We start from the raw sequence: 19282 nt of genomic DNA on the forward strand, positions 1-19282 counted from the left end.
TCAGTGCGGTGACCATCGCAGTGCGAAGTGCCTAACGCGGCGAGGCCGCCGCTCCCACAAGGGCGGAGCGGGGGTTTCGGCGAGCACTGCTCGCCGCCCGCGGAGCCGGTTGGCCATGCAGGGCCAACCGTGGATCGCCGCTCCCACAAGGGCAGCGCGCCCGGAGACCACGGCGAAACCTCAAGCGCAGGGACTGTGGGAGCGACGTCCCCGTCGCGATCAGTGCAACGACCATCGCAGTGCGAAGTGCGTATCGCGGCGAGGGCGGAGCGGGGGTTTCGGCGAGCACTGCCCGCCGCCCGCGGAGCCGGTTGGCCATGCAGGGCCAACCGTGGATCGCCGCGCCCGCAGAAGTTGCTGATCAGACGAGCCAGTCGGGGCGCAGCAGCATCACCGCGCCGAGCGCCAGCATCACCAGCCCGCTGACCAGTTTGAGCACGCGCCCGCCGCGCTCGGTGAGTTTGCCGCTGCCCAATGCGGCAACCGCGGTACCGACCATGAGCGCGTCGTCGGCGATGTAGCCGGCGATGTACAGCGCCAGATAGCCGTAGTGCGCCGCCGGGCTCAGCGCATGCTGCGCCAGCACCGAGGTGTAGAGCGCCGGCAGACCGGCCGTGCACAGCAGCTCGATCAGGTTTACCAGCACGGCGAGCGCAGCCACCGACAGCAGCGACACCGGCAATGACGGTGCCTGCATCACGCGTCGCATGCGTGCATACAGGCCGGGCTTGGCCGACTCGGGGATGGACAGCGACAGCCCGCGGCCGAAGGCGAAGAAATCCTTCACATTGATCGCACCGATGAGCAGCGCCAGCGAAGCCAGTGCGCCGCGCACCAGCGGCGTCAGACCGACCGCCAGAAACAGGTTGAGCCAGGCCGCCATGAAGGCGAAGTAGACCGCACCGCTGACCAGCACGAAGGTGCCGGCGATCAGCGCCATGCGTCGGCGATCCTGCAGGCGCACCAGCAGCGACAGCAGGAACAGCAGCACCCACATCGCGCACGGATTGAAGCCGTCGAGAAGGCCGAGTGCGAGCGTGAATGCAGGCAGGCCCAGCCGCGCCACATCGAGTTCGCCGATCAGCGGCAGGTGGAGCGTGGCGGACGGCGGGGCCCGGCCGGTGTCGGCGATGAAGGCGAGCAGCGCCCGCCCGCCCTCGAAACCGCTGATCACCCGCCCGCCCAGCACGAAGGTGGGCACGCCGGGCGGCCAGATGCCGGCCTGCTGCGACAGCGCGATCAGCTCGTCGCGTGCCGCCTGATCGGCAATCACGTCGTAATAGACGATGCGCAGCCCCGGCCGCGCCGAGGTCTGCACGTCGTCAAGAAAGCGCTTCGCCTCGGCGCAGTGCGGACAACCGCGCTGCACATAGACATGCAGCGTGTCATCCGTGTCGCCGGCCCGGACGGCCGTCGCGGACACGGCCAGCAGCACGCACCACAACAGATGCAGCAGGACAATTCGGGTGCGGGCGATGGTCATCGGGCAACGGCAGCCTTGAGCAGCGCCCGATTATCGCGCCCTTGTTACGGCCGGTCGCTGCGATACATCTTGTCCGGATTCATCTTCATGCTCCACGGCAGGCCGGAGTTCTGCCAGCCGTTCTGCAGGCGGAAGCCCTTCTGCGGGCCGTCCTTGATCTGCGCGCCCTGAAAGCCGTGTTCGACGTAGCGCGCGTTCGGAAAACCATTTGCGCGCAGAAAGGATGCGCTCGGCTCGCCGCGTTCGCTGCCGGAACGGCACATGGTGATGACTTCGGCATCGGCGCCCAGCCCGCGCTTGTCCAGTTCGGCCTTGATCTGAGCCGCGAAGTCGGGGTTCTGGAAGGTCTTGAACACGTTCTTTTCGGCATTCCACTTCGTGCGATCGACGATCAGGTAGGGAATGTTCACGTGCGCCGCGTCGGTAAAGCCGACGAACATGATTTCGACGGGATCGCGCACATCGACCAGCAGCACCTTGCTGTCGGCCTTCTGCACGGCGGCGTGGGCGTCGGCCGCCGAAATCGCGATATCGACGGCGGATGCGGTGAGCGTTGCCAGCGACAGCGCGGCGGCGAGGAACAGTCTTTTCATGATGTGCTTTCTCCAGGGTCAGTGCGGATGCATGGTTTCATCGTGCGCCTTTCGCGCGTGCCTGCCAGTGACTGCGATCACCGACGCACAGCGCCATCGTCCGGCTTCGGCAGCGCCCGGTCAGGTGTCATTCGAAATCCGGCAGCGCGGGTTTGACCACCGGCTTTCCGGCTGCGGCCCAGGCATCGAAGCCGCCCGCGATCGAGTGAACGTTCAGGTAGCCCATATCCGCCATCGTCGCCGCCGACAGCGCTGCACGACCACTGGTCTTGCAGTACACGACAACGCTCAGGGCACGCGACTCCAGTCCCGGCGTGCTGCTCAGCCGGAACTCGAGCAAGCCGCGCGGTATGTTGATGGCGCCGGGAATGTGGCCGGTGGCGTATTCGTCGGCTTCGCGCACGTCGATCAGGATGTCCGCTTCGATCAGCATCGCGGGGGCGGCCTCCAGCTCGACTTCACGAATGTGCGCGCGCGCCTGGCAGACCAGATCGTGAGCGGTTTTCATGTGGGTTGTCCCGACGTGGGCGTGTCCTGGCGCGGGCCGGACACCGCCGTCAACAGGGGCCAGACGAAAGCGAACGCCAGACCGCCGACAGCCACCGACAGCCCGATCAGATTGGCCCAGTCGACCCAGTAGCCCATTTCGCTGATCGAGGACCGGGTCACGAACGGCACCAGCCAGAGCGCCAGTGCGGCAAAGGTTGCGCCGATCACCAGCGATGCCGGAAGCGCTTCCCGCCAGTGGGCGTGCCGGCGCAACAGCGCCGCCGACATGAGCGCGATCCATAGCGCCGCGGCCCCCCCCAGCCACGGCAATGCGGTCAGCGCGAGTTCGAAAACAATGTTCAGGCCCAGCCATATTTCGTACATGTCGTTCTCCTCACACCCTGCCCTTGGCCACCGCCATGTAGGCGGGCTTGAGCAGGCGGTATTTCATCAACCAGGCGAAGTAGCTGTCCTGCAGCGGCTCGATCATCGGCAATGACGGCACCAGCCGGCCTTCGTAGTCGAATTCGACCAGCAGCGCCGAGCCTTCGCGCAGCAGCAGCGGGCAGGAGGTATAGCCGTCGAAGCGCTGCGACGGCTCGCCGCCGGCGATCACGTCGATCAGGTTGCGCGCGACGATGGGCGCACTCTTCTTGATGGTCGCCGCCGTCTTGCCGCGCGGCGTGCCGTTGATGTCGCCCAGCCCGAACACGTTCGGATAGCGGCGGTGGCGCAGCGTGTCCTTGTCCACCTCCAGCCAGCCGCCGCCGGCGAAGGGTCCGTCCTGCCAGGCGAGCGGGCTGTTCTTCACCGCGTCCGGTGCACGCATCGGCGGCACCACGTGGATGAAGTCGTAGCCCAGTTCGTTGCGCTCGCCCTCGGGTGTCAGGAAGGTGGCGCGCCGCGCGCCGATGTCGATCCCGACCAGCTTGCTGTTGAAGGTGACCGGCACGTCCAGGTCGGCCCAGCGGCGGAGCACATCGTCATTGACCGGCTTCACGCTGAAGATGTTGTCGAGCGCGGAGTGGAAGCCCACCTTCGACGACGCGCGCTTGCCCGCTTCGCGCAGGCGGTCGACCAGCATGAAGGTCATCTTCAGCGGCGCACCGGCGCACTTCAGCGGCGTCGCCGGAAGCGTCATCAGCGCCTCGCCACCCTGCCGGCGGAAGGCATCCATCGCCAGCCAGGTCGCCTGCGCCGCCTGCGGACCGGGATACACGCTGGTCAGGCCGTTGGCGCCGATGGCCGACACGTCCATGCCTTCGATCTGCGCGTAGTCGAGGTGCAGGCCGGTCGCCACCACCAGATAGTCATAGCGGATGCGCTGGCCGCCTTCGGTGATCAGGGTGCTGGCGTCGGGGTCGAAGCCGGCCGCCATGTCCTTCACCCATTCGACGCGGCCGGGCAGCAGGTCGGCGTTGCGGTCGCTCACCTTGTCCACCGGCCAGATGCCGGTCGCCACCAGCGTGTAGCCCGGCTGGTAGTTGTGGATTTCCTTGCGGTCGACAATCGTGATCTTCGCGCCGTCGAGTTCGCGCGAAAGGCGATTGGCGATGGCCACGCCGCCCAGCCCGCTGCCGGCGATGACGATGTGCGCCGAGGTTTTCACCGCCGCCCGCGCCGGGCGCGAGGTTGCAGCGCCAAGTGCCGCAGCGCCCAGCGGCAGTGCCGAAGCGCGCAGCATGAAGCGCCGCCGGCCGATGTCAGTGGGCGCCGCCGTGACCGTGGCGTCCTGTATCCGCGTTGTCATGATGTCTCCTCCCGGCTTTCCGCCGTGTATGGCTTTCTGGGAAAGTATCTAAAGGGTCTGCAGGCGCAGCACGGCAAGCGCGATGCCGGTGAAGCAGGCCAGACCCGAAAAGCCTGCTCGCCAAAGAATGAAACGCGGGCGGAAACCGACGCCGGACACGAAACCGGCGCTCATCGCCCAGAACAGCGCCATCGCCGCCCAGTGGTCGGCGCCGCCGGCTGGCGCTGCCAGCGCATGCGGCCAGGCGGTGATGCCCAGCATGATGGCGATGGCCGCCAGCAGCGGCAGCGGCCGTATCGACCCGGCAGCTGTCGGCTCAGCCGGCGTGTGCGTCGCGACCATGGTCGTTCTCCCCGCGTGCGCGGATGGCATCCAGGCGCGACTCTTCGCGCGCCGCCTCGTTCTCGCCCCACAGCGTGTTCAGGATGGCCAGCAGCACCGCGAAGCCGATGCCCAGTACCCAGGCGAAATACCACATGTGCATCTCCTTTGATTGCAGGGGCTCAGTAGGCCGAATGTTCGTTCTCGCGCAGCCACGCCGTGGTCACCTTGCCGGCCATCACCTTGTAGGCCCAGCTGGTGTAGGCAACGATGACGGGCATGAAGATGAGCGTGGCCCAGAACATGATTCCAAGCGTGCGCTGGCTCGATACCGCGTCCCACACCGTCAGGCTGGCGCCGGGCACGGTCGAGGACGGCATGACGAAGGGAAACATCGACACGCCTGCGGTGCCGATGACGCCGGTGATGGCAAACGACGACGCGACGAAGGCGCTCAGCGTGCGACCGCGCAGCACGGCGAACAGGGCAAGCGCCGCGCCGGCATAGGCGAGCGCAGGCACGACGAGCGTCGCGGGTGCGGCGGCGTAGTTGGCCAGCCAGGCGCCCGGCTGGCGCACCACCGTCTTGGCCAACGGATCGGGCTGTGCCGCCGCGTCGACGACCGACGTGATGGCGTAGCCGAAATCGCCCGCTGCAATCCAGATGCCTGCAGCGGTGAAACCCAGCAGCATGACGAGGCCGAACAGCAGCGCAGCGGTGCGCGCCCGGCGCTGGATGTCGCCCTCGGTGCGATGCGCCAGATAGATGGCGCCGTGCATCGTGATCATCGCCGTGCTCACCACGCCGCACAGCAGTGCGAACGGATTGAGCAGCTGCCAGAAGCTGCCGGTGTAGTGCGACACCAGCGTGTTTTCGAAGTAAAACGGCACGCCCTGCAGAAGGTTGCCGAAGGCCACGCCGTAGATGAGCGGCGGCACCGCACCGCCGATGAACAGACCCCAGTCCCAGGTGCTGCGCCAGGTCGCGTTGTGGATCTTGCTGCGGTAGTCGAAGCCGACCGGGCGGAAGAACAGCGCCCACAGCACGGCCAGCATGGCCCAGTAGAAGCCGCTGAACGCGGTCGCGTACACCAGCGGCCAGGCGGCGAAGATCGCACCGCCGCCGGTGATGAACCACACCTGGTTGCCGTCCCAGTGCGGACCGACGGTGTTGATGATGACGCGACGTTCTTCGTCGTTGCGCCCGGCGAAGGGCAGCAGCGTGCCCACGCCCATGTCATGGCCGTCCATGATGGCGAAGCCGATCAGCAGCACGCCGACCAGCAGCCACCAGATGATCTTCAGGGTTTCGTAGTCGAACATGATCGTTCTCCGTTCAGGCGTGTGCGGGCGGGGCGGAGGTGGCGTGGGACGCCTCGTGGTCATAGCGGCCGGTACCGAGGCTGCCCGGGCCCTGACGGGCGAACTTCACCATCAGGTACATCTCGACGATGAGCAGCACGGTGTAGAAGGTGACGAAGCCGGCCAGCGAGCCGTACAGGCTTTCGACACTGAGCGTCGATACCGACAGATGGGTCGGCAGCACGCCGTAGATGGTCCAGGGCTGACGCCCGTACTCGGCGACGAACCAGCCCATTTCCGACGCGATCCACGGCATCGGCAGACACCACAGCGACCACTTCAGCAACCAGGGCCGCTGTGCGAAATCGCCCTTGATCGAGGACCACAGCGCGAGGCCGAACAGCGCCAGCATGGCGAAGCCGAGCGCGACCATGATGCGGAAGGTCCAGAACAGCGGTGTGACGCGCGGCAGCGTGTCGCGGGCGGCACGGTCGATCAGCGCCGGTGTCACGTCGTCCATCGACGCGACGTACTTCTTCAGCAGCAGGCCGAAGCCGAGATCGGCCTTCACCTTGTCGAAGGCCGCACGTGCGTCGGCGTTCTCCGGATGGGCGCGCAGGGTGTCGAGCAGCTTCACCGCCTCGATGCCGGTCACCACGCGTTCGCGGTTGCGGACCAGGATGTCCTTCAGGCCCGGCAGCTCCTTGTCCAGCGAGCGCGTACCGATGAGGCCCATCACGTAGGGAATGTGCAGCGCGTAGTCGTTGCGCATTTCCGCCTCGTTCGGGATCGCGATCACGTTGAAGCCGGCCGGCGCGGGTTCGGTCTCCCACATCGCTTCCATCGCCGCGAGCTTGGTCTGTTGCGCCTCACCCACCGTGTAGCCCGATTCGTCGCCGAGCACGATGACCGAACACACCGAGGCGAAGCCGAAGGCGGCGGCGATGCGGAAGCTGCGCTTGGCGAATTCGGTGTCGCGACCGCGCAGCAGATACCAGGACGAGATCGACAGTACGAACATGGCACCGGTCACGTAACCGGCCGACACGGTATGCACGAACTTGGCCTGGGCATCCGGGTTGAACACCACGGCCCAGAAGTCGGTCAGTTCCATGCGCATCGTGACGAAACTGAATTCGGCGCCGACCGGGTTCTGCATCCAGCCATTGGCGATCAGGATCCACAGCGCCGACAGATTGGTGCCGATCGCCATCAGCAGCGTCACCAGCAGATGCCGGCGGCGCGACAGACGGTCCCAGCCGAAGAAGAACAGGCCGATCATGGTCGATTCGAGGAAGAAGGCCATCAGCCCCTCGATCGCCAGTGGCGCGCCGAAAATGTCGCCGACGTAATGCGAGTAGTAGGCCCAGTTGGTGCCGAACTGGAATTCCAGCGTGATGCCGGTGGTGACGCCGAGCGCGAAGTTGATGCCGAACAGCTTGCCCCAGAAGCGGGTCATGTCCTTGTAGATCACATTGCCGGTCATGACATACGCGCTTTCCATGATGACCAGCAGCCACACCATGCCCAGCGTCAGCGGCACGAACAGGAAGTGGTACATCGCGGTGGCTGCGAATTGCAGCCGGGACAGATCGACGAGTTGTTCACTGACCATGACGGTCTCCGGTGGTCGAAGGGAATTCAATGCGGGACGGCGCCGACACCTGGGCGGCGACCGCGGCTGCGTCGACCGTCACGTGCGCATCGCGGACGAAGGCCCACCACAGGCCGGTGAGCACCACCAGCTTGAGGACGACGACCACGACGATTTCACGCAACAACTTCCGGTCTGCCAGATTCATGGCGCACTCCGCTTGAACAGCCATGACCTATCAAGTGTCGTGCCAGCCGGACCGGCGTTGATAAATTCTTTACGGATCAGTAGCTTGTGATATTGGTCAGCATGCAGTGCTTGACCTTGTGGCTGACAGCGACACAGACTGACAGCCCGATCACGTCAGAACTGTCAGTGCCATGTCAGACGAACTGCGTCCGCTGCCCGAACTGGTGTCCTTCATCGAACTGGCACCCGAGCCGCACATCCTGTTCGACCGCGACTACCGCGTGATCGCCGCCAACAAGGCCTACCGCGCGCAGTACGGCGGCGGGCGCAGCGTGGTCGGGCGCACCTGTTACGACGTGTCGCACCACTACAGCGTGCCGTGCGACCGCGCGGGCGAGGCCTGCCCGCTGGCGCGCAGCCTGGAGTCAGAGCAGCGCGAGCGCGTGCTGCATCTGCACCAGACGCCGCGCGGCGAGGAATACGTGAACATCGAACTGACGCCGGTGCGCAACGGCAGCGGCGACATCGCGTGGTTCATCGAAAAGATGGAGCCGCTGAAGGTGGCGCGCGGCGTATCCGAACGCAGCGGCCTGATCGGCCGCGCGCCCGCCTTCCAGCGCATGCTCGAACTGGTCGCGCGGGTGGCGCCGTCGGATGCCAGCGTGCTGCTGCAGGGCGAATCCGGCAGCGGCAAGGAACTGGTGGCGCAGGCGGTGCATGACGCGAGCCGGCGCGCCGACCGCCCCTTCGTCGCGGTGGACTGTTCCGGCCTGCAGGACACGCTGTTCGAAAGCGAGCTGTTCGGCCACGAGAAGGGCGCCTTCACCGGCGCCATCGCACGCAAGGCGGGTCTGGTCGAGGCGGCCAGCGGTGGCACGCTGTTCCTCGACGAGCTGGGTGACATTCCGCTGACCATGCAGGTGAAGCTGCTGCGCCTGCTGGAAACCGGCACCTATCGCCGCGTAGGCTCCACGGAGCTGATGCGCGCCGACGTCCGCCTGGTGTCGGCCACGCACCGGCCGCTGAAGCAGATGATCGCCGAAGGCCGCTTCAGGCAGGATCTGTACTACCGGCTGAACGCCTTCCCCATCGTCGTGCCGCCGCTGCGCGAACGGCGCGAAGACCTGCCGCTGCTGGTCGAGTCGCTGCTGGCACGCGTCGCACCGGGCCGTCGGCTGACCGTGGCGCCTGCGGCCATGCGCGCGCTGCAGGCCTATGCCTTCCCGGGCAATGTGCGCGAGCTGCGCAATGTGCTGGAACGCGCGAGCCTGCTGTGCGACGGCGAAGAGATCGGCACGCAGCATCTCGATGAGGAAATCTGCATCGGCTGCGCAGGCGCTGCCCGCCGTGACGCGACAGACGGTCTGCCGGCAGACGGCGAGGGCGCGGTCGATTTGGAAGAGGCGCAGCGTCAGATGCTCGCGCGTGTGGTGCGCAACCACACCGGCAGCCGCCATGAGCTCGCCCGCAAGCTCGGCATCAGCGAACGCACGCTGTACCGCCGGCTGCGCGCGCTGGGCATCGCGCAGGACTGAAAGCGGCGCTGCAGGCGGCGCGACTGCGCCATCGCTGGCAGGCAGCCCTGCCTGCGCTGGCAGTGCGGCAGTGGATGCCCACCGGTACATCGGCCGCAAACGGCGCGCAGCGGCGCACCGGCCGGGTGGCACGCGGATTGCGAATGTCCCGTGACAGAAACCGGCAACCGGGGGCAGGCAGCGCCCCGCTCGACCGTGCGGGCCGCGCCCTTCAACACGCGCGCAGCCCGTGCGGCGGCCCCGATGCCCGCCGTGACCCGGGTCGCCGGCTTCGTCCCTTTCCGCATCACCAGAGCCCATGCCATGACCCACACGACCGAACTGCCCGCCCTCCTCCCGCACGCGATGTGCGCCGACCGCCGCCGCCTACTGATCGCCACCACCGGCGTCGGCGCAATTGCCGTCGCAGCCACCGCCGTCCCCTTCCTGTCCAGCTTCGCGCCGTCCGATCGGGCGCGCGCCGCTGGCGCGCCGGTCGAAGCCGACGTGAGCAAGCTGGCGCCCGGCAGCATGATGACCGTCGAATGGCGCGGCAAACCGGTGTGGGTGCTACACCGCACGCCCGACATGCTGGCCGCGCTCGAGCGGCACGAGGCGCGTCTGGCCGACGCCACATCGGCCGAGGCCCAGCAGCCCGGCTATGCCGCCAACCGGGCCCGCGCGCGCCGCGACGACTATCTGGTGGTGATCGGCATCTGCACCCACCTCGGCTGCTCGCCGAGCGAAAAGATCGACACCGGCAGCACTTCGGGGCTGGGCGACGACTGGCCGGGCGGCTTCCTGTGCCCCTGCCACGGCTCGACCTTCGACCTCGCGGGACGCGTGTTCCGCAACCAGCCGGCGCCGACCAATCTCGAAGTGCCGCCCTACCAGTGGCTGTCGGATACGCGGCTGCTGATCGGCGACGACGGCGCGATCGCGGCCTGAAGCCGGGGACCGAAGTCGATCAAGGCCGTGGGCGCGATCAGCCCTTTTGCGGATGACCTCACAGATCCCAATGAGGCGACAGCCGTTCATCCCATCGCGTCACCGACCTGAACCGCATCACGAGTTCAGCGACCGCTCCCCACGGCTCACCAGCCATCTCGTCTGCCAGTGCGGGTCGCAGCTCGGAAAACTCATGCCAGACGTGGTCATCCTCAGTCGGCGTGCTCTTGTCTTCCTCCGGCTTCGCATAAGCGGCCGGAATTCCGAGCTGTTCGGCGATGAAGAACTCACCACGGTCAAGGCTTGCCTTGACCGCCTCAATGTCGGCTGAAGTCGCGCGGCCTTCGAGCAACAGGCTGCGCCACGATTTGTAGTTGCCTGCATCGCGGTAGAGGTAGTCGAAAATGCTGTACTCATTCATGCGAAACCTGCCCAGCGGTTGTCGAGAAATACCTCGCTGCGGTGCCTTCGAAGAAAAGCGGCCTCAGGCACAAAGCGATGCGGCAACTCGATCGTGCGGCCTTCGAGCGGTTTGAAGACGGACTCGACGAAGGGCTCGTCGGATCGGCGCAGCTTTTCCGACAGCAGGACTTTCCAGTCGTCGCTCAGCGAAATGAGCCCTTGGTCGAAAGCGCGGTCATGAATGGCGGAAAGACACAGCCCGTTGCCCGGATTGAGCCGGTTTGCCTTGTCCGCCTTCCACGGCACGATATGGCTTGCAATGAGCAGCCGCGGTTCGGAAACACCGGACATGCAACATCGACCACGATAACTGGCCAGCACAGCGCGGCGGAAGAAGTTCTGCTTGATGCGCTGTTCGGTCAGCACGCGGCGGGATTCGCCGGTGAAATCGTCCGGAATCTCTAAGCCCTGTAGCGTCTCCTCTTCCATCGGGTCGACCGCAGCATCCGCCACGAATTGCTTGCGCAGTCGCTCGCACTCAAGTGCCAGACTTTCCCAGTCAGCATGGAAATCCGCCCAGATCTCACGATCGAGCGCAGACGCGCCATCAAGGCCCTTGCGGCCCGTACTCGTGATCGCCGGATCGAGGCTGGCGAAGTTCACAAGCTTCATGGCCACGGCTGACGGCGTTCTGCCGATCTGGCCGGCCAACTGCATGACCTCGTTATTGCGCGAATGCAGCTTTCCGAATGGAAGCTGGCAATACAAGTGAAAGGCGAGCTTCAGTTGATCTCTTGTCCAACGGCCTTCACGCATGACGATTTCAGGCAAAGCAACCGAAGCTGCTGCCGGCTCCCGAGGGCTGATGACGTAGCGATGAGTTTAGCCAAGGCGCGGGTTATCGACACAACAAAGTGTTTGGCTCGCCGCGCCGCAGACGCTGTCTTCCCGAACCAAGCCACCACGCCTGAAGCTTCAATACCCTGGCCGCAACAGCGTGATGACGACGATGCCCAGCAACAGCAGTGCGCCTGACAGCGTGGCGGTACAGACAGCGCATTGACCAGCAGCGCTGTAAGGGGAGATGAAGCTAAGTTTCAGATCCCTACTAGCCAATTGCATCTACTGCCAGTGAGGCTAATGCTTCGAAGCTGCGCCAAAGATGAAGCTAAGCGCGGAAGTGATAAGCCCGATCAACCACTTGCGTGCCTCAGCCATCTCGCTGTTGCCTGTAAAAAAGAGGCTGATGACCAAGATGATCAGTGAGCAAATCACCACAAGGCCCGCGATATTCGTGGGTGCAGATGAATTCGCGCCAAAGAACTTCCCCAAGTAACCAAGATTCTGCTCGTTGTGACGAAGCCGCTCCTGCGCCCCAGTTCGCCTGTAGAACTCGGTTTCGTCCTGCCCTGTTACTACGGCTGGAGTATTCTGCTGCGGCTCTGCACTGGGGTCGATGGGGAAGGAGCCTATTCCACCATTGCTCGGCGCCTGCCCCTGATCGATCGTGCTCAAGCCTGCGCACTCCGCTGCTTCACCCTTTCGGCTGCTGCTTTGAAGTGCTCAGCAATTCGATCGAACGGAATGTCAGCACCACGCATACCCGCAGAGGACTTCCAAGTCTGATCCCACGGCCCATCGGGCGCATGAGTCATCTCGGATAGCCGAATGCCAGAGAACTGCCCATAACTGTTCCACACGTTCTCCAAAAACTTGCGGAGTGCTGGGTCGTCGGGAGGCGGCACCTCTCGAAGCTTAAGACCTTCAAAGTCCGTTGCCTTGCCGGTGATATCGCTTGCGCCAAAGCGCTTAAACTCATGGTACAGCGACGGAATTACAGGCCCGTACTGCCAAGCCTCGACGGCTTCGTCAATCAGAGGTTGTCCTGTATGACCGGCAAACCACCCGTGCGCGTAATACACAAGCTTTTGAAGTTTCATAGGGCTAATGGGCTGCCCACTTGCCTTCGCCAAATCTAGAAAGTAGTTCGCTATCGACTTCGGGCTGTAGAGCATGGTGCTATCTCCTCTACTTATCATGTAACCGCGTGCGGCCATGGGTTTTGCTGGCTGCAAGCCCGTAACCGCGACACGCAGTTATCATAGAGCTGTATTTTTATACAGTCAACGGGATTAGGTTTGTTACCATCACCTTCAACAGAAGAGGCACCGCAACTCCCAAAGCCCGGCTAGCTTCTCGCGTATGCGCATCGTGGAATAGGTAAGCAACTTGTCTACCGCAGATCACTGAACACTTGTCAGACGATGGCGCACAGCGAAGCCATCATCCGCCCGCCCTTCCGGAACCGATGCGTGGTGTTATCACTTCGACGTAAGTTTGGTGCTCGCACCACCTGCCGCGAAAGAAGGCAAGCCTTCCGTATGCAGCCACTAGATCACGCAATGTGCGCTCAAATGGGCGCAAGCACCTTGTCACCAAAATACCTGACACAACAATCAAACATCAGTATACCGCCCCCCAGCAGCCTGAAAAGTTCATCGCTACCGTAGCCGGACTACGATTCAACTCAAAATATCAAATTGACGGGCATTTGAATAAAGTGTTTGAATCGCAGTATGGCTACGACTGGAACAAGCAAACTAAATGCGCTCTATACCCGCCTGCCGTCCGGAGCGCCCCTGACCTCGGCCGATCTGGCGGGTCTGGGCATTTCGGCAGACTTGGCCGTGCACTACGTGCGCGCAGGCTGGCTCACGCGTTTGACGCGCGGAGTGTTCTGCCGCCCGAACGACACGCTGGCGCTGCATCCGAGCCTGTTGCTGCTGCAGCGCCGCTTCGCCGGTCTGCACGTGGGCGGGAAGTCGGCGCTGGACTGGTACGGCGTGCGTCAGTACGTGGCGCAGCAACCGGTGCTGCAACTGTATGGCTGGGCGGCCGGGCGCCTGCCGGAGTGGTTCACCGAGCGCTTCCCGGCCGAGTACCACCGCAAGCGCCTGTTCGACGAACAGCCCGACGCACTGCTGCACGCTGGCCCGTTCGAGAAGCGCAGCGGGGCACCGCTGGTATCGACGCCTGAACGCGCGCTGCTGGAACTGCTGAGCGACGTGGGCGTGCGCCAACCGCTGCAGGAGGCGCGCGAACTCGTGGAGAGCAGCTACAGCCTTCGCGCCGACGTGCTGCGCGAACTGCTGCAGCGTTGCACGAGCGTCAAGACCGTACGCCTGTGCCTGCAGCTTGGCCGGGAGGCCTCGATGCCCTGGGCGGCCGCGCTCGATCCCGCTTCGCTGCCGACGGGCGGCGACCGGCCCTGGGTGTCCCGATCAGCCGACGGCCTGCTGGTGCTCAAGGCATGAACCAGACTTATCTCGACACCGCGCGTCTGATGACGCAAGTCGCGCCGCTGGTGTTCGCGGATGACACCTTCGCGCTGAAGGGCGGCACCGCAATCAACCTGTTCGTGCGCGACATGCCGCGCTTGTCGGTGGACCTCGATCTGGTCTTCCCTGACCACAGATTGCCGCGTGACGAGGCGCTGACACGCATCAACGAGGCTGTCCGCCAGTCGGCCCAACGTTTGACGAAGCAGGGCTTCCAGACCCATGCGCCGGCAGCGGCTGCTGGAGAAACCAAACTGCTGGTCCGCCGTGGCGCCGTGCAGGTCAAGATCGAAGTGAACTTCGTGATGCGGGGCACCGTGAGACCCGTGCGCCGTGCCTCGCTGACGCCGACTGCGCGCGATGTGCTGATGGCCGATCTGGAAATTCCGCTGGTATCGCTGGAGGATCTGTACGGAGGCAAGCTGGTCGCAGCGCTTGACCGGCAGCACCCGCGCGACCTGTTCGACGTGATGCAGCTTTTCGCGCACGAAGGCATCACTCCCGGCATCAGGCGCGCCTTTGTGGTCTATCTGGCCAGCAGCAACCGGCCGGTGCACGAGGTGCTGTTCCCGCCGTTGCGAAACATCCAGAACGACTTCGAGCACAACTTCAAGGGCATGACAGCAGAGCCCGTGCCGCTGGCAGGCTTGCTTGAAACACGCGAGCGACTGCTGCGGGAGATTCAGCGCGGGCTGGACGATGACGAGCGGCGCTTCCTGTTGTCGCTGGTGGCTGGCGCGCCCGAATGGGCGCTGCTGGATGTCGCCGATCTCGAACATCTGCCGGGCGTACGGTGGAAGCTGCAAAACCTGGCGCAGTTGCAGAAGACCAACCCGAAGAAGTTTGCCGAGCAGGCTGACTTGCTCGCCGAGCGGCTGAGCGGCTGAGCAAGGACGCACCCCCATACATCTGGCGGGCGCAGGCGGCCCGCCTGTCGCAGACCGCCCGCCGCGCCGATCAGAACGCCACGACCTTGCGGTTCGGCTCCATCAGCGCACGACCCATGGCATCCGGCTTGGCCGGCGCGATGCCGTCCTTCAGCATGTCCGGCTTGTGGCCGGTGTTCGGCAGATAGATCGCGCACACGGAGGCAGTGGCGCCCTTCTTCATGGCGGCATCCAGCAGTTGCGCGGGCGTGACGTCCTTGGGCTTGAGCGGCGTGCCGCCGGCGCCCTTCAGCGCGAGGTCGCCGGCCTTGTCGCACAGCAGGATGTCGACCTGACCGCCCTGTTCCTGCATCTGGTTGGCCAGCACCATGGCCATGCCCTGGGTCATGCCGCTTTCGGCGCTGAGGATGACGGTGACGGCCTGCTTGTCGGCCAGTGCGACCGACGACAGGGTGGCGAGTGCGAGGGTGACGAGTGCTTTCTTCATGGGTGAGTCTCCGGGTGGTGAGTGGAAGGCGTGGCGTTTCAGCGCCGCTTCGCCGGGGGCGAAGGACGCGCGTGCCGCAGCAGTGCGGCGCGTCTGGATGTCATGTCGGTGATGAAGGCGTCGCGACTGCCGGCGAGCAGCGGTGCGCTGCGCAGGCGCAGTTCGCCCAGCGTGGCCACGCGGCGCCCGCGCAGCGGATGGGCCGGAAACACCAGGGTCTGTTCCGGCAGCATGAAAAGGCGGCAGGTCAGGCTGTCGTACAGCAGGCCGGCATCGGCGTCATCGTCGCCATCGGCGCAACTGCCCAGATCGAAGGCATCGCCGCAGAACAGGCGATCGCGCCACAGATAGCTCACGCAGTGCGCGGTGTGCCCGGGCGTCGCGAGCACGCGCAGCACCTCCTGACCGAACACCAGCGTGCTGCCGTGCACCGCACGCTCGACCTTTGCCGGGCAGGCGGCATTGATACCGACGCCATCGGCGATGACCAGCGTGGCACCGGTCAGCTCGCTCAGCGCGCTGCAGTTCAGCGGCTGGCTGGCATGGACATGGGTGCGCAGCACGTGGCTCAGCCGGAATCGGCGCTCGGCCAGCAGCGCAAGCAGCAGTTCGGTGCTGCGCGGCGGCGGATCGATGATGACCGCGTCCAGCGAGCCGGCATCGGCCAGCAGATAACCGATTTGGCCGGCGTCAGGGTCTTCGATCGGGTGGAAATACACGGTGGGCTCGGCAGTGCGCGAAAGATGTCGTGCACTGCCCTATCAAGCGCCGTGCCAGCCGCGTTCACCAGTGCAGAACATCCATTGAATCAGTGGGATGCAGGGCCGCGCATGCGGCAGCACCCGGCGGATCCGGCTGCCTTTGGCAGCCAGGCTGCCATCGCACTGACGGCGTTGGCAGGGCGCGCCGTCGCGCCGTTCCGATCCTGCTTCGATGCGCCAGCCGCGGTGACACGGCAGACGTGCCCGACATGACGGGCAGGAGCGCCATGTTTGGCAGTCGGGGCCACTGCCGCATGCTGCCCTGGCAGCCCGAAATGACCTTGTCACACGCTGGGGAATATATTCAAGTTATTGAAATTATTTTGTTTCTCCAGATATTCATCGGAGCCAGACAGGTGGCACACAACTTGATAACACGACATGCCGGCCGCGCATTGCGTGGTCGACCTGATCCGCCGGGCAGACGACACCGCACCGGCACATGCATTCGAGACATGGAGAACTGAAATGGACAACACCCAGCAATCGACCTTCCCGCGCCTGAACGAACCGGCTCCGGCCTTCAGCGCCCGTACCACGCACGGTGACCGCAAGCTGGAGGACTACCGCGGCAAGTGGCTCATCCTGTTTTCGCACCCGGCCGACTTCACGCCGGTGTGCACGACCGAATTCATCGCCTTCGCCAAGGCGGCACCGAAATTCTCCGGGATGGGCTGCGAACTGCTGGGCCTGTCGATCGACAGCCTGTTCTCACACCTCGCCTGGGTGCGCAATATCAAGGAGAAGTTCGGCGTCGACATTCCGTTTCCGATCATCGAAGACCTGAAGATGGACGTCGCCCGCGCCTACGGCATGGTGCATCCGGGTGCCGCCGACACGCAGGCCGTGCGCGCCACCTTCTTCATCGACCCGAACGGCGTGCTGCGCGCGATGGTGTACTACCCGATGAGCAACGGCCGCAGCATCGACGAATTCGTGCGGCTGCTGACGGCACTCCAGACCTCGGATGCCAATGGCGTCGCCACGCCGGAAAACTGGTGCCCGGGCCAGCCGGTCATCGTGCCGCCACCGAAAACCGCCGAAGCCGCTGAAAAGCGCGCCTCCGAAGGCTACGACACGGTGGACTGGTACTTCTCGACCAGGACGCTGTAGGCAAAAAACAGGTATCCGACCAGCCACCGCGTGGCTGCCGGAACCGACGATCAACGCGCGGAGATCAACAATCATGAGTGATGCCACCTTCAACGAAACCGCGGCGCACGCCGGTCGCCTGGCCCACTTTCCGGTGTCGCTGTTCGCCATCGTGATGGGGACTGCCGGACTTGCGATCGCGTGGATGAAGGCACACCACGCGCTCGGCGCACCCGTCGAGATCACGCAGCTGCTGCGCTGGGTGGCGTCGGCGCTCTACCTCTTCCTGCTCGCGATGTACGCCGCCAAGCTGGCGCGCCATCCGGCGGAGGTGGCGGCGGAGCGGCGGCACCCGGTGCGGCTGAATTTCTTTCCGGCCATCTCGATCGGACTCATCCTGCTGGCGATTGCGTGGGCGCCCGACGCACCTGCAGCGGCCAGCTGGATGTGGCGCATCGGTGCCGCGCTGCAGCTTGGCTTCACGCTGTACGTCATGAGCAGCTGGCTGCACCACACGCACTACGTGATACAGCACGCCAACCCGGCCTGGTTCATCCCGGTGGTCGGCAACATCCTGGTGCCTATCGTGGGCGTGCGCTTTGCGCCGGCCGATGTGAGCTGGTTCTTCTTCAGCATCGGTCTGGTGTTCTGGATCGTGCTGATGACGCTGGTGCTGTACCGCCTGTTCTTTCACGAACCCTTGCCGGCACGTCTTGCGCCGACGCTGTTCATCCTGATCGCGCCCCCGTCGGTCGGCTTCCTGTCGTATGTCGCGCTGAGCGGCGAGGTCGATGCGTTCGCGCGCATCCTGTACTTCTGCGCCCTTTTCCTGACGCTGCTGCTGGCCAGCAATGCGTTGCGCTTCGTCCGCCTGCCCTTCTTCATTTCTGCCTGGGCGTATTCCTTTCCGCTGGCAGCGATGACCATCGCCACCTTCGAAATGGGCGTGCGCACCGGTCAGGGCTTCTACAGCGTGCTGGCACTTGCGCTGCTTGCGGTGCTCACGCTGGTGCTGGTCGCACTGGTGACGAAAACCGTGCAGGCGGCGCTGCAAGGCCGCATCTGCATACCCGAGTGAGCGCCTCGCCCTGGCGCCGCTGGCTGCTGCGACGCTTTGCGGCCACCCGCGAGCCGCATGCGACCACGCCGGCAGACTTCGGACTGCCGGCGGTCACCGTATGGCTGACGGCCTGCGATGGCCGGCGCCTGCACGGCTGGTTCGTGCCGGCCGGCGCCGGACCGCGCGCACCGGCCGCACTGGTGATGCACGGCTGGGGCGCCAATGCGTCGATGATGCTGCCGCTGGCCCGCCCGCTGCACGAGGCCGGCCACGCCGTGCTGCTGCTCGATGCGCGCGGCCACGGCGACAGCGATGACATCGACTTCATGTCGCTGCCGCGCTTCGCCGACGACGTGGCCGCCGGGCTGGACTGGTTGTGCGCGCGTGATGACGTCGATCCGGCGCGGCTGTCGCTGATCGGGCATTCGGTCGGCGCCGCCGCAGTGCTGCTGGAAGCCAGCCGGCGGCCGCGTGCGCAGGCGGTGATCAGCCTGTCGGCTTTCGCGCACCCGCAGGACATGATGCGGCGCTACCTCTCGGCGATGGGCATTCCGTGGCGCCCCTTCGGTGCGCTGATCACGCGCCACGTGCAGCACGTGATCGGTGCTCGATTCGACGACATCGCGCCGCTGGCCACGCTGCCAAAAGTCCGCTGCCCGGTGCTGCTGGCGCACGGTTTGCGCGACAGCACCGTTCCGATCAGCGAAGCACACCGGCTGGTGGCCGCGCGGCCCGGCACACCGCTGATTTCCCTCGATGCCGAGCATGACCTGAGCGCCGCCCTGCCACACGCGCGCGCCGCGCTGATGGCCTTTCTGGCCGCGTCGGGTGGGAACGCCCACAACGAGGGCGCACTGACATGGCTTCGCGACCAGACCACGAGCGAAGGGCTGTGGGAGCGACGGCCCCGTCGCGATCGGTGAGGTGACCATCACAGTGCGAAGTGCGCATCGCGGCGAGGGCAGAGCGGTAATGCCGTTCAGTTAGCACTGGCAGATAAACTTGTTTTTACGCAAGTTATTGTAAACAAGGAAGAAGGCTGTTAACGTCTGGCTCGATGCTTTCAAGCCAGC

General features: G+C 65.1%; 23 protein-coding genes. 7 read left to right on the forward strand and 16 right to left on the reverse strand.

The features are described 5' to 3' along the window. Window positions 1-361: 361 nt before the first annotated feature. From NMQ14_RS18015 to cydP, 10 genes are all read right to left on the reverse strand, one after another. Entirely contained in the window at window positions 362-1483 is a 1122-nt protein-coding gene (locus NMQ14_RS18015) for a glutaredoxin family protein (protein WP_257098251.1), read from the reverse strand. A 44-nt stretch (window positions 1484-1527) separates the two neighbouring features. Further along, the gene (locus NMQ14_RS18020) at window positions 1528-2076 is read right to left on the reverse strand and encodes a rhodanese-like domain-containing protein (RefSeq protein WP_257098252.1); all 549 of its coding nucleotides are present in this window, start codon (window positions 2074-2076) and stop codon (window positions 1528-1530) included. Between the two features lie 127 nt (window positions 2077-2203). Continuing rightward, entirely contained in the window at window positions 2204-2584 is a 381-nt protein-coding gene (locus NMQ14_RS18025; protein ID WP_257098253.1) for a rhodanese-like domain-containing protein, read from the reverse strand. Continuing rightward, complete coding sequence (locus NMQ14_RS18030; RefSeq protein ID WP_257098254.1) at window positions 2581-2949, reverse strand: hypothetical protein; 369 nt, start codon at window positions 2947-2949, stop codon at window positions 2581-2583. Before NMQ14_RS18030 ends, NMQ14_RS18025 begins: the two co-directional genes overlap by 4 nt. 10 nt (window positions 2950-2959) lie before the next feature. Then, window positions 2960-4315 carry an NAD(P)/FAD-dependent oxidoreductase gene (locus NMQ14_RS18035; protein ID WP_257098255.1) on the reverse strand — a complete coding sequence of 452 codons (1356 nt, stop codon included), beginning with the start codon at window positions 4313-4315 and terminating at the stop codon, window positions 2960-2962. Window positions 4316-4363: 48 nt separating this feature from the next. After that, on the reverse strand, window positions 4364-4657 hold the full coding sequence (locus tag NMQ14_RS18040; RefSeq protein ID WP_257098256.1) for a cyd operon YbgE family protein: 294 nt from the start codon (window positions 4655-4657) through the stop codon (window positions 4364-4366). After that, complete coding sequence (cydX, locus tag NMQ14_RS18045; RefSeq protein ID WP_257098257.1) at window positions 4632-4793, reverse strand: cytochrome bd-I oxidase subunit CydX; 162 nt, start codon at window positions 4791-4793, stop codon at window positions 4632-4634. Before cydX ends, NMQ14_RS18040 begins: the two co-directional genes overlap by 26 nt. 25 nt (window positions 4794-4818) lie before the next feature. Continuing rightward, the gene (gene cydB / locus NMQ14_RS18050; RefSeq protein WP_257098258.1) at window positions 4819-5958 is read right to left on the reverse strand and encodes a cytochrome d ubiquinol oxidase subunit II; all 1140 of its coding nucleotides are present in this window, start codon (window positions 5956-5958) and stop codon (window positions 4819-4821) included. 13 nt (window positions 5959-5971) lie between these two features. Next, window positions 5972-7552 carry a cytochrome ubiquinol oxidase subunit I gene (locus NMQ14_RS18055; protein WP_257098259.1) on the reverse strand — a complete coding sequence of 527 codons (1581 nt, stop codon included), beginning with the start codon at window positions 7550-7552 and terminating at the stop codon, window positions 5972-5974. Further along, window positions 7542-7739 carry a cytochrome oxidase putative small subunit CydP gene (gene cydP / locus NMQ14_RS18060; RefSeq protein WP_257098260.1) on the reverse strand — a complete coding sequence of 66 codons (198 nt, stop codon included), beginning with the start codon at window positions 7737-7739 and terminating at the stop codon, window positions 7542-7544. Before cydP ends, NMQ14_RS18055 begins: the two co-directional genes overlap by 11 nt. Before the next feature lie 172 nt (window positions 7740-7911). Between cydP and NMQ14_RS18065 the strand changes: the two genes are divergently transcribed. Further along, the gene (locus NMQ14_RS18065; RefSeq protein ID WP_257098261.1) at window positions 7912-9255 is read left to right on the forward strand and encodes a sigma-54-dependent Fis family transcriptional regulator; all 1344 of its coding nucleotides are present in this window, start codon (window positions 7912-7914) and stop codon (window positions 9253-9255) included. Between the two features lie 303 nt (window positions 9256-9558). Further along, complete coding sequence (gene petA, locus NMQ14_RS18070; protein ID WP_257098273.1) at window positions 9559-10182, forward strand: ubiquinol-cytochrome c reductase iron-sulfur subunit; 624 nt, start codon at window positions 9559-9561, stop codon at window positions 10180-10182. A gap of 58 nt (window positions 10183-10240) precedes the next feature. On the opposite strand, the gene NMQ14_RS18075 is transcribed toward petA, so the two are convergent. The 4 genes from NMQ14_RS18075 to NMQ14_RS18090 form a co-directional block, all read right to left on the reverse strand. After that, window positions 10241-10603, reverse strand: coding sequence for a hypothetical protein (locus tag NMQ14_RS18075; protein WP_257098262.1), 363 nt, complete (start codon window positions 10601-10603; stop codon window positions 10241-10243). Next, window positions 10600-11400: an HNH endonuclease gene (locus NMQ14_RS18080; protein WP_257098263.1), complete on the reverse strand. Its 801-nt coding sequence runs from the start codon at window positions 11398-11400 to the stop codon at window positions 10600-10602. Before NMQ14_RS18080 ends, NMQ14_RS18075 begins: the two co-directional genes overlap by 4 nt. 321 nt (window positions 11401-11721) lie before the next feature. After that, complete coding sequence (locus NMQ14_RS18085; RefSeq protein WP_257098264.1) at window positions 11722-12099, reverse strand: hypothetical protein; 378 nt, start codon at window positions 12097-12099, stop codon at window positions 11722-11724. Continuing rightward, window positions 12096-12599, reverse strand: coding sequence for a Panacea domain-containing protein (locus tag NMQ14_RS18090; RefSeq protein ID WP_257098265.1), 504 nt, complete (start codon window positions 12597-12599; stop codon window positions 12096-12098). Before NMQ14_RS18090 ends, NMQ14_RS18085 begins: the two co-directional genes overlap by 4 nt. 561 nt (window positions 12600-13160) lie before the next feature. On the opposite strand from NMQ14_RS18090, the gene NMQ14_RS18095 reads away from it, so the two are divergent. After that, complete coding sequence (locus NMQ14_RS18095) at window positions 13161-13898, forward strand: type IV toxin-antitoxin system AbiEi family antitoxin (RefSeq protein WP_257098266.1); 738 nt, start codon at window positions 13161-13163, stop codon at window positions 13896-13898. Beyond that, complete coding sequence (locus tag NMQ14_RS18100; protein ID WP_257098267.1) at window positions 13895-14809, forward strand: nucleotidyl transferase AbiEii/AbiGii toxin family protein; 915 nt, start codon at window positions 13895-13897, stop codon at window positions 14807-14809. The genes NMQ14_RS18095 and NMQ14_RS18100 overlap by 4 nt, the downstream gene beginning before the upstream one ends. A 70-nt stretch (window positions 14810-14879) precedes the next feature. Here the strand turns inward: NMQ14_RS18100 and NMQ14_RS18105 are convergent, their stop codons facing one another. Beyond that, on the reverse strand, window positions 14880-15296 hold the full coding sequence (locus tag NMQ14_RS18105) for a hypothetical protein (RefSeq protein WP_257098268.1): 417 nt from the start codon (window positions 15294-15296) through the stop codon (window positions 14880-14882). A gap of 38 nt (window positions 15297-15334) precedes the next feature. Further along, window positions 15335-16015 carry an MBL fold metallo-hydrolase gene (locus NMQ14_RS18110; protein ID WP_257098269.1) on the reverse strand — a complete coding sequence of 227 codons (681 nt, stop codon included), beginning with the start codon at window positions 16013-16015 and terminating at the stop codon, window positions 15335-15337. 510 nt (window positions 16016-16525) lie between these two features. Between NMQ14_RS18110 and NMQ14_RS18115 the strand changes: the two genes are divergently transcribed. The 3 genes from NMQ14_RS18115 to NMQ14_RS18125 all read left to right on the forward strand — a co-directional run bounded on the left by NMQ14_RS18115 (window position 16526) and on the right by NMQ14_RS18125 (window position 19132). Then, the gene (locus NMQ14_RS18115) at window positions 16526-17170 is read left to right on the forward strand and encodes a peroxiredoxin (protein WP_257098270.1); all 645 of its coding nucleotides are present in this window, start codon (window positions 16526-16528) and stop codon (window positions 17168-17170) included. 73 nt (window positions 17171-17243) lie between these two features. After that, the gene (locus NMQ14_RS18120) at window positions 17244-18227 is read left to right on the forward strand and encodes an SLAC1 anion channel family protein (RefSeq protein ID WP_257098271.1); all 984 of its coding nucleotides are present in this window, start codon (window positions 17244-17246) and stop codon (window positions 18225-18227) included. After that, entirely contained in the window at window positions 18224-19132 is a 909-nt protein-coding gene (locus tag NMQ14_RS18125; protein WP_257098272.1) for an alpha/beta fold hydrolase, read from the forward strand. Before NMQ14_RS18120 ends, NMQ14_RS18125 begins: the two co-directional genes overlap by 4 nt. Window positions 19133-19282: the final 150 nt, after the last annotated feature.

It is taken from the genome of Methyloversatilis sp. XJ19-13 (assembly GCF_024580155.1).
Classification (GTDB): Bacteria; Pseudomonadota; Gammaproteobacteria; order Burkholderiales; family Rhodocyclaceae; genus Methyloversatilis.

Coding starts and splice junctions, on each gene's coding strand:
- NMQ14_RS18015 (WP_257098251.1), bottom strand. CDS start 1,483: ATGACCATCGCCCGCACCCGAATTGTCCTGCTGCATCTGTTGTGGTGC.
- NMQ14_RS18020 (WP_257098252.1), bottom strand. CDS start 2,076: ATGAAAAGACTGTTCCTCGCCGCCGCGCTGTCGCTGGCAACGCTCACC.
- NMQ14_RS18025 (WP_257098253.1), bottom strand. CDS start 2,584: ATGAAAACCGCTCACGATCTGGTCTGCCAGGCGCGCGCGCACATTCGT.
- NMQ14_RS18030 (WP_257098254.1), bottom strand. CDS start 2,949: ATGTACGAAATATGGCTGGGCCTGAACATTGTTTTCGAACTCGCGCTG.
- NMQ14_RS18035 (WP_257098255.1), bottom strand. CDS start 4,315: ATGACAACGCGGATACAGGACGCCACGGTCACGGCGGCGCCCACTGAC.
- NMQ14_RS18040 (WP_257098256.1), bottom strand. CDS start 4,657: ATGGTCGCGACGCACACGCCGGCTGAGCCGACAGCTGCCGGGTCGATA.
- cydX (WP_257098257.1), bottom strand. CDS start 4,793: ATGTGGTATTTCGCCTGGGTACTGGGCATCGGCTTCGCGGTGCTGCTG.
- cydB (WP_257098258.1), bottom strand. CDS start 5,958: ATGTTCGACTACGAAACCCTGAAGATCATCTGGTGGCTGCTGGTCGGC.
- NMQ14_RS18055 (WP_257098259.1), bottom strand. CDS start 7,552: ATGGTCAGTGAACAACTCGTCGATCTGTCCCGGCTGCAATTCGCAGCC.
- cydP (WP_257098260.1), bottom strand. CDS start 7,739: ATGAATCTGGCAGACCGGAAGTTGTTGCGTGAAATCGTCGTGGTCGTC.
- NMQ14_RS18065 (WP_257098261.1), top strand. CDS start 7,912: ATGTCAGACGAACTGCGTCCGCTGCCCGAACTGGTGTCCTTCATCGAA.
- petA (WP_257098273.1), top strand. CDS start 9,559: ATGACCCACACGACCGAACTGCCCGCCCTCCTCCCGCACGCGATGTGC.
- NMQ14_RS18075 (WP_257098262.1), bottom strand. CDS start 10,603: ATGAATGAGTACAGCATTTTCGACTACCTCTACCGCGATGCAGGCAAC.
- NMQ14_RS18080 (WP_257098263.1), bottom strand. CDS start 11,400: ATGCGTGAAGGCCGTTGGACAAGAGATCAACTGAAGCTCGCCTTTCAC.
- NMQ14_RS18090 (WP_257098265.1), bottom strand. CDS start 12,599: ATGCTCTACAGCCCGAAGTCGATAGCGAACTACTTTCTAGATTTGGCG.
- NMQ14_RS18095 (WP_257098266.1), top strand. CDS start 13,161: ATGGCTACGACTGGAACAAGCAAACTAAATGCGCTCTATACCCGCCTG.
- NMQ14_RS18100 (WP_257098267.1), top strand. CDS start 13,895: ATGAACCAGACTTATCTCGACACCGCGCGTCTGATGACGCAAGTCGCG.
- NMQ14_RS18105 (WP_257098268.1), bottom strand. CDS start 15,296: ATGAAGAAAGCACTCGTCACCCTCGCACTCGCCACCCTGTCGTCGGTC.
- NMQ14_RS18115 (WP_257098270.1), top strand. CDS start 16,526: ATGGACAACACCCAGCAATCGACCTTCCCGCGCCTGAACGAACCGGCT.
- NMQ14_RS18120 (WP_257098271.1), top strand. CDS start 17,244: ATGAGTGATGCCACCTTCAACGAAACCGCGGCGCACGCCGGTCGCCTG.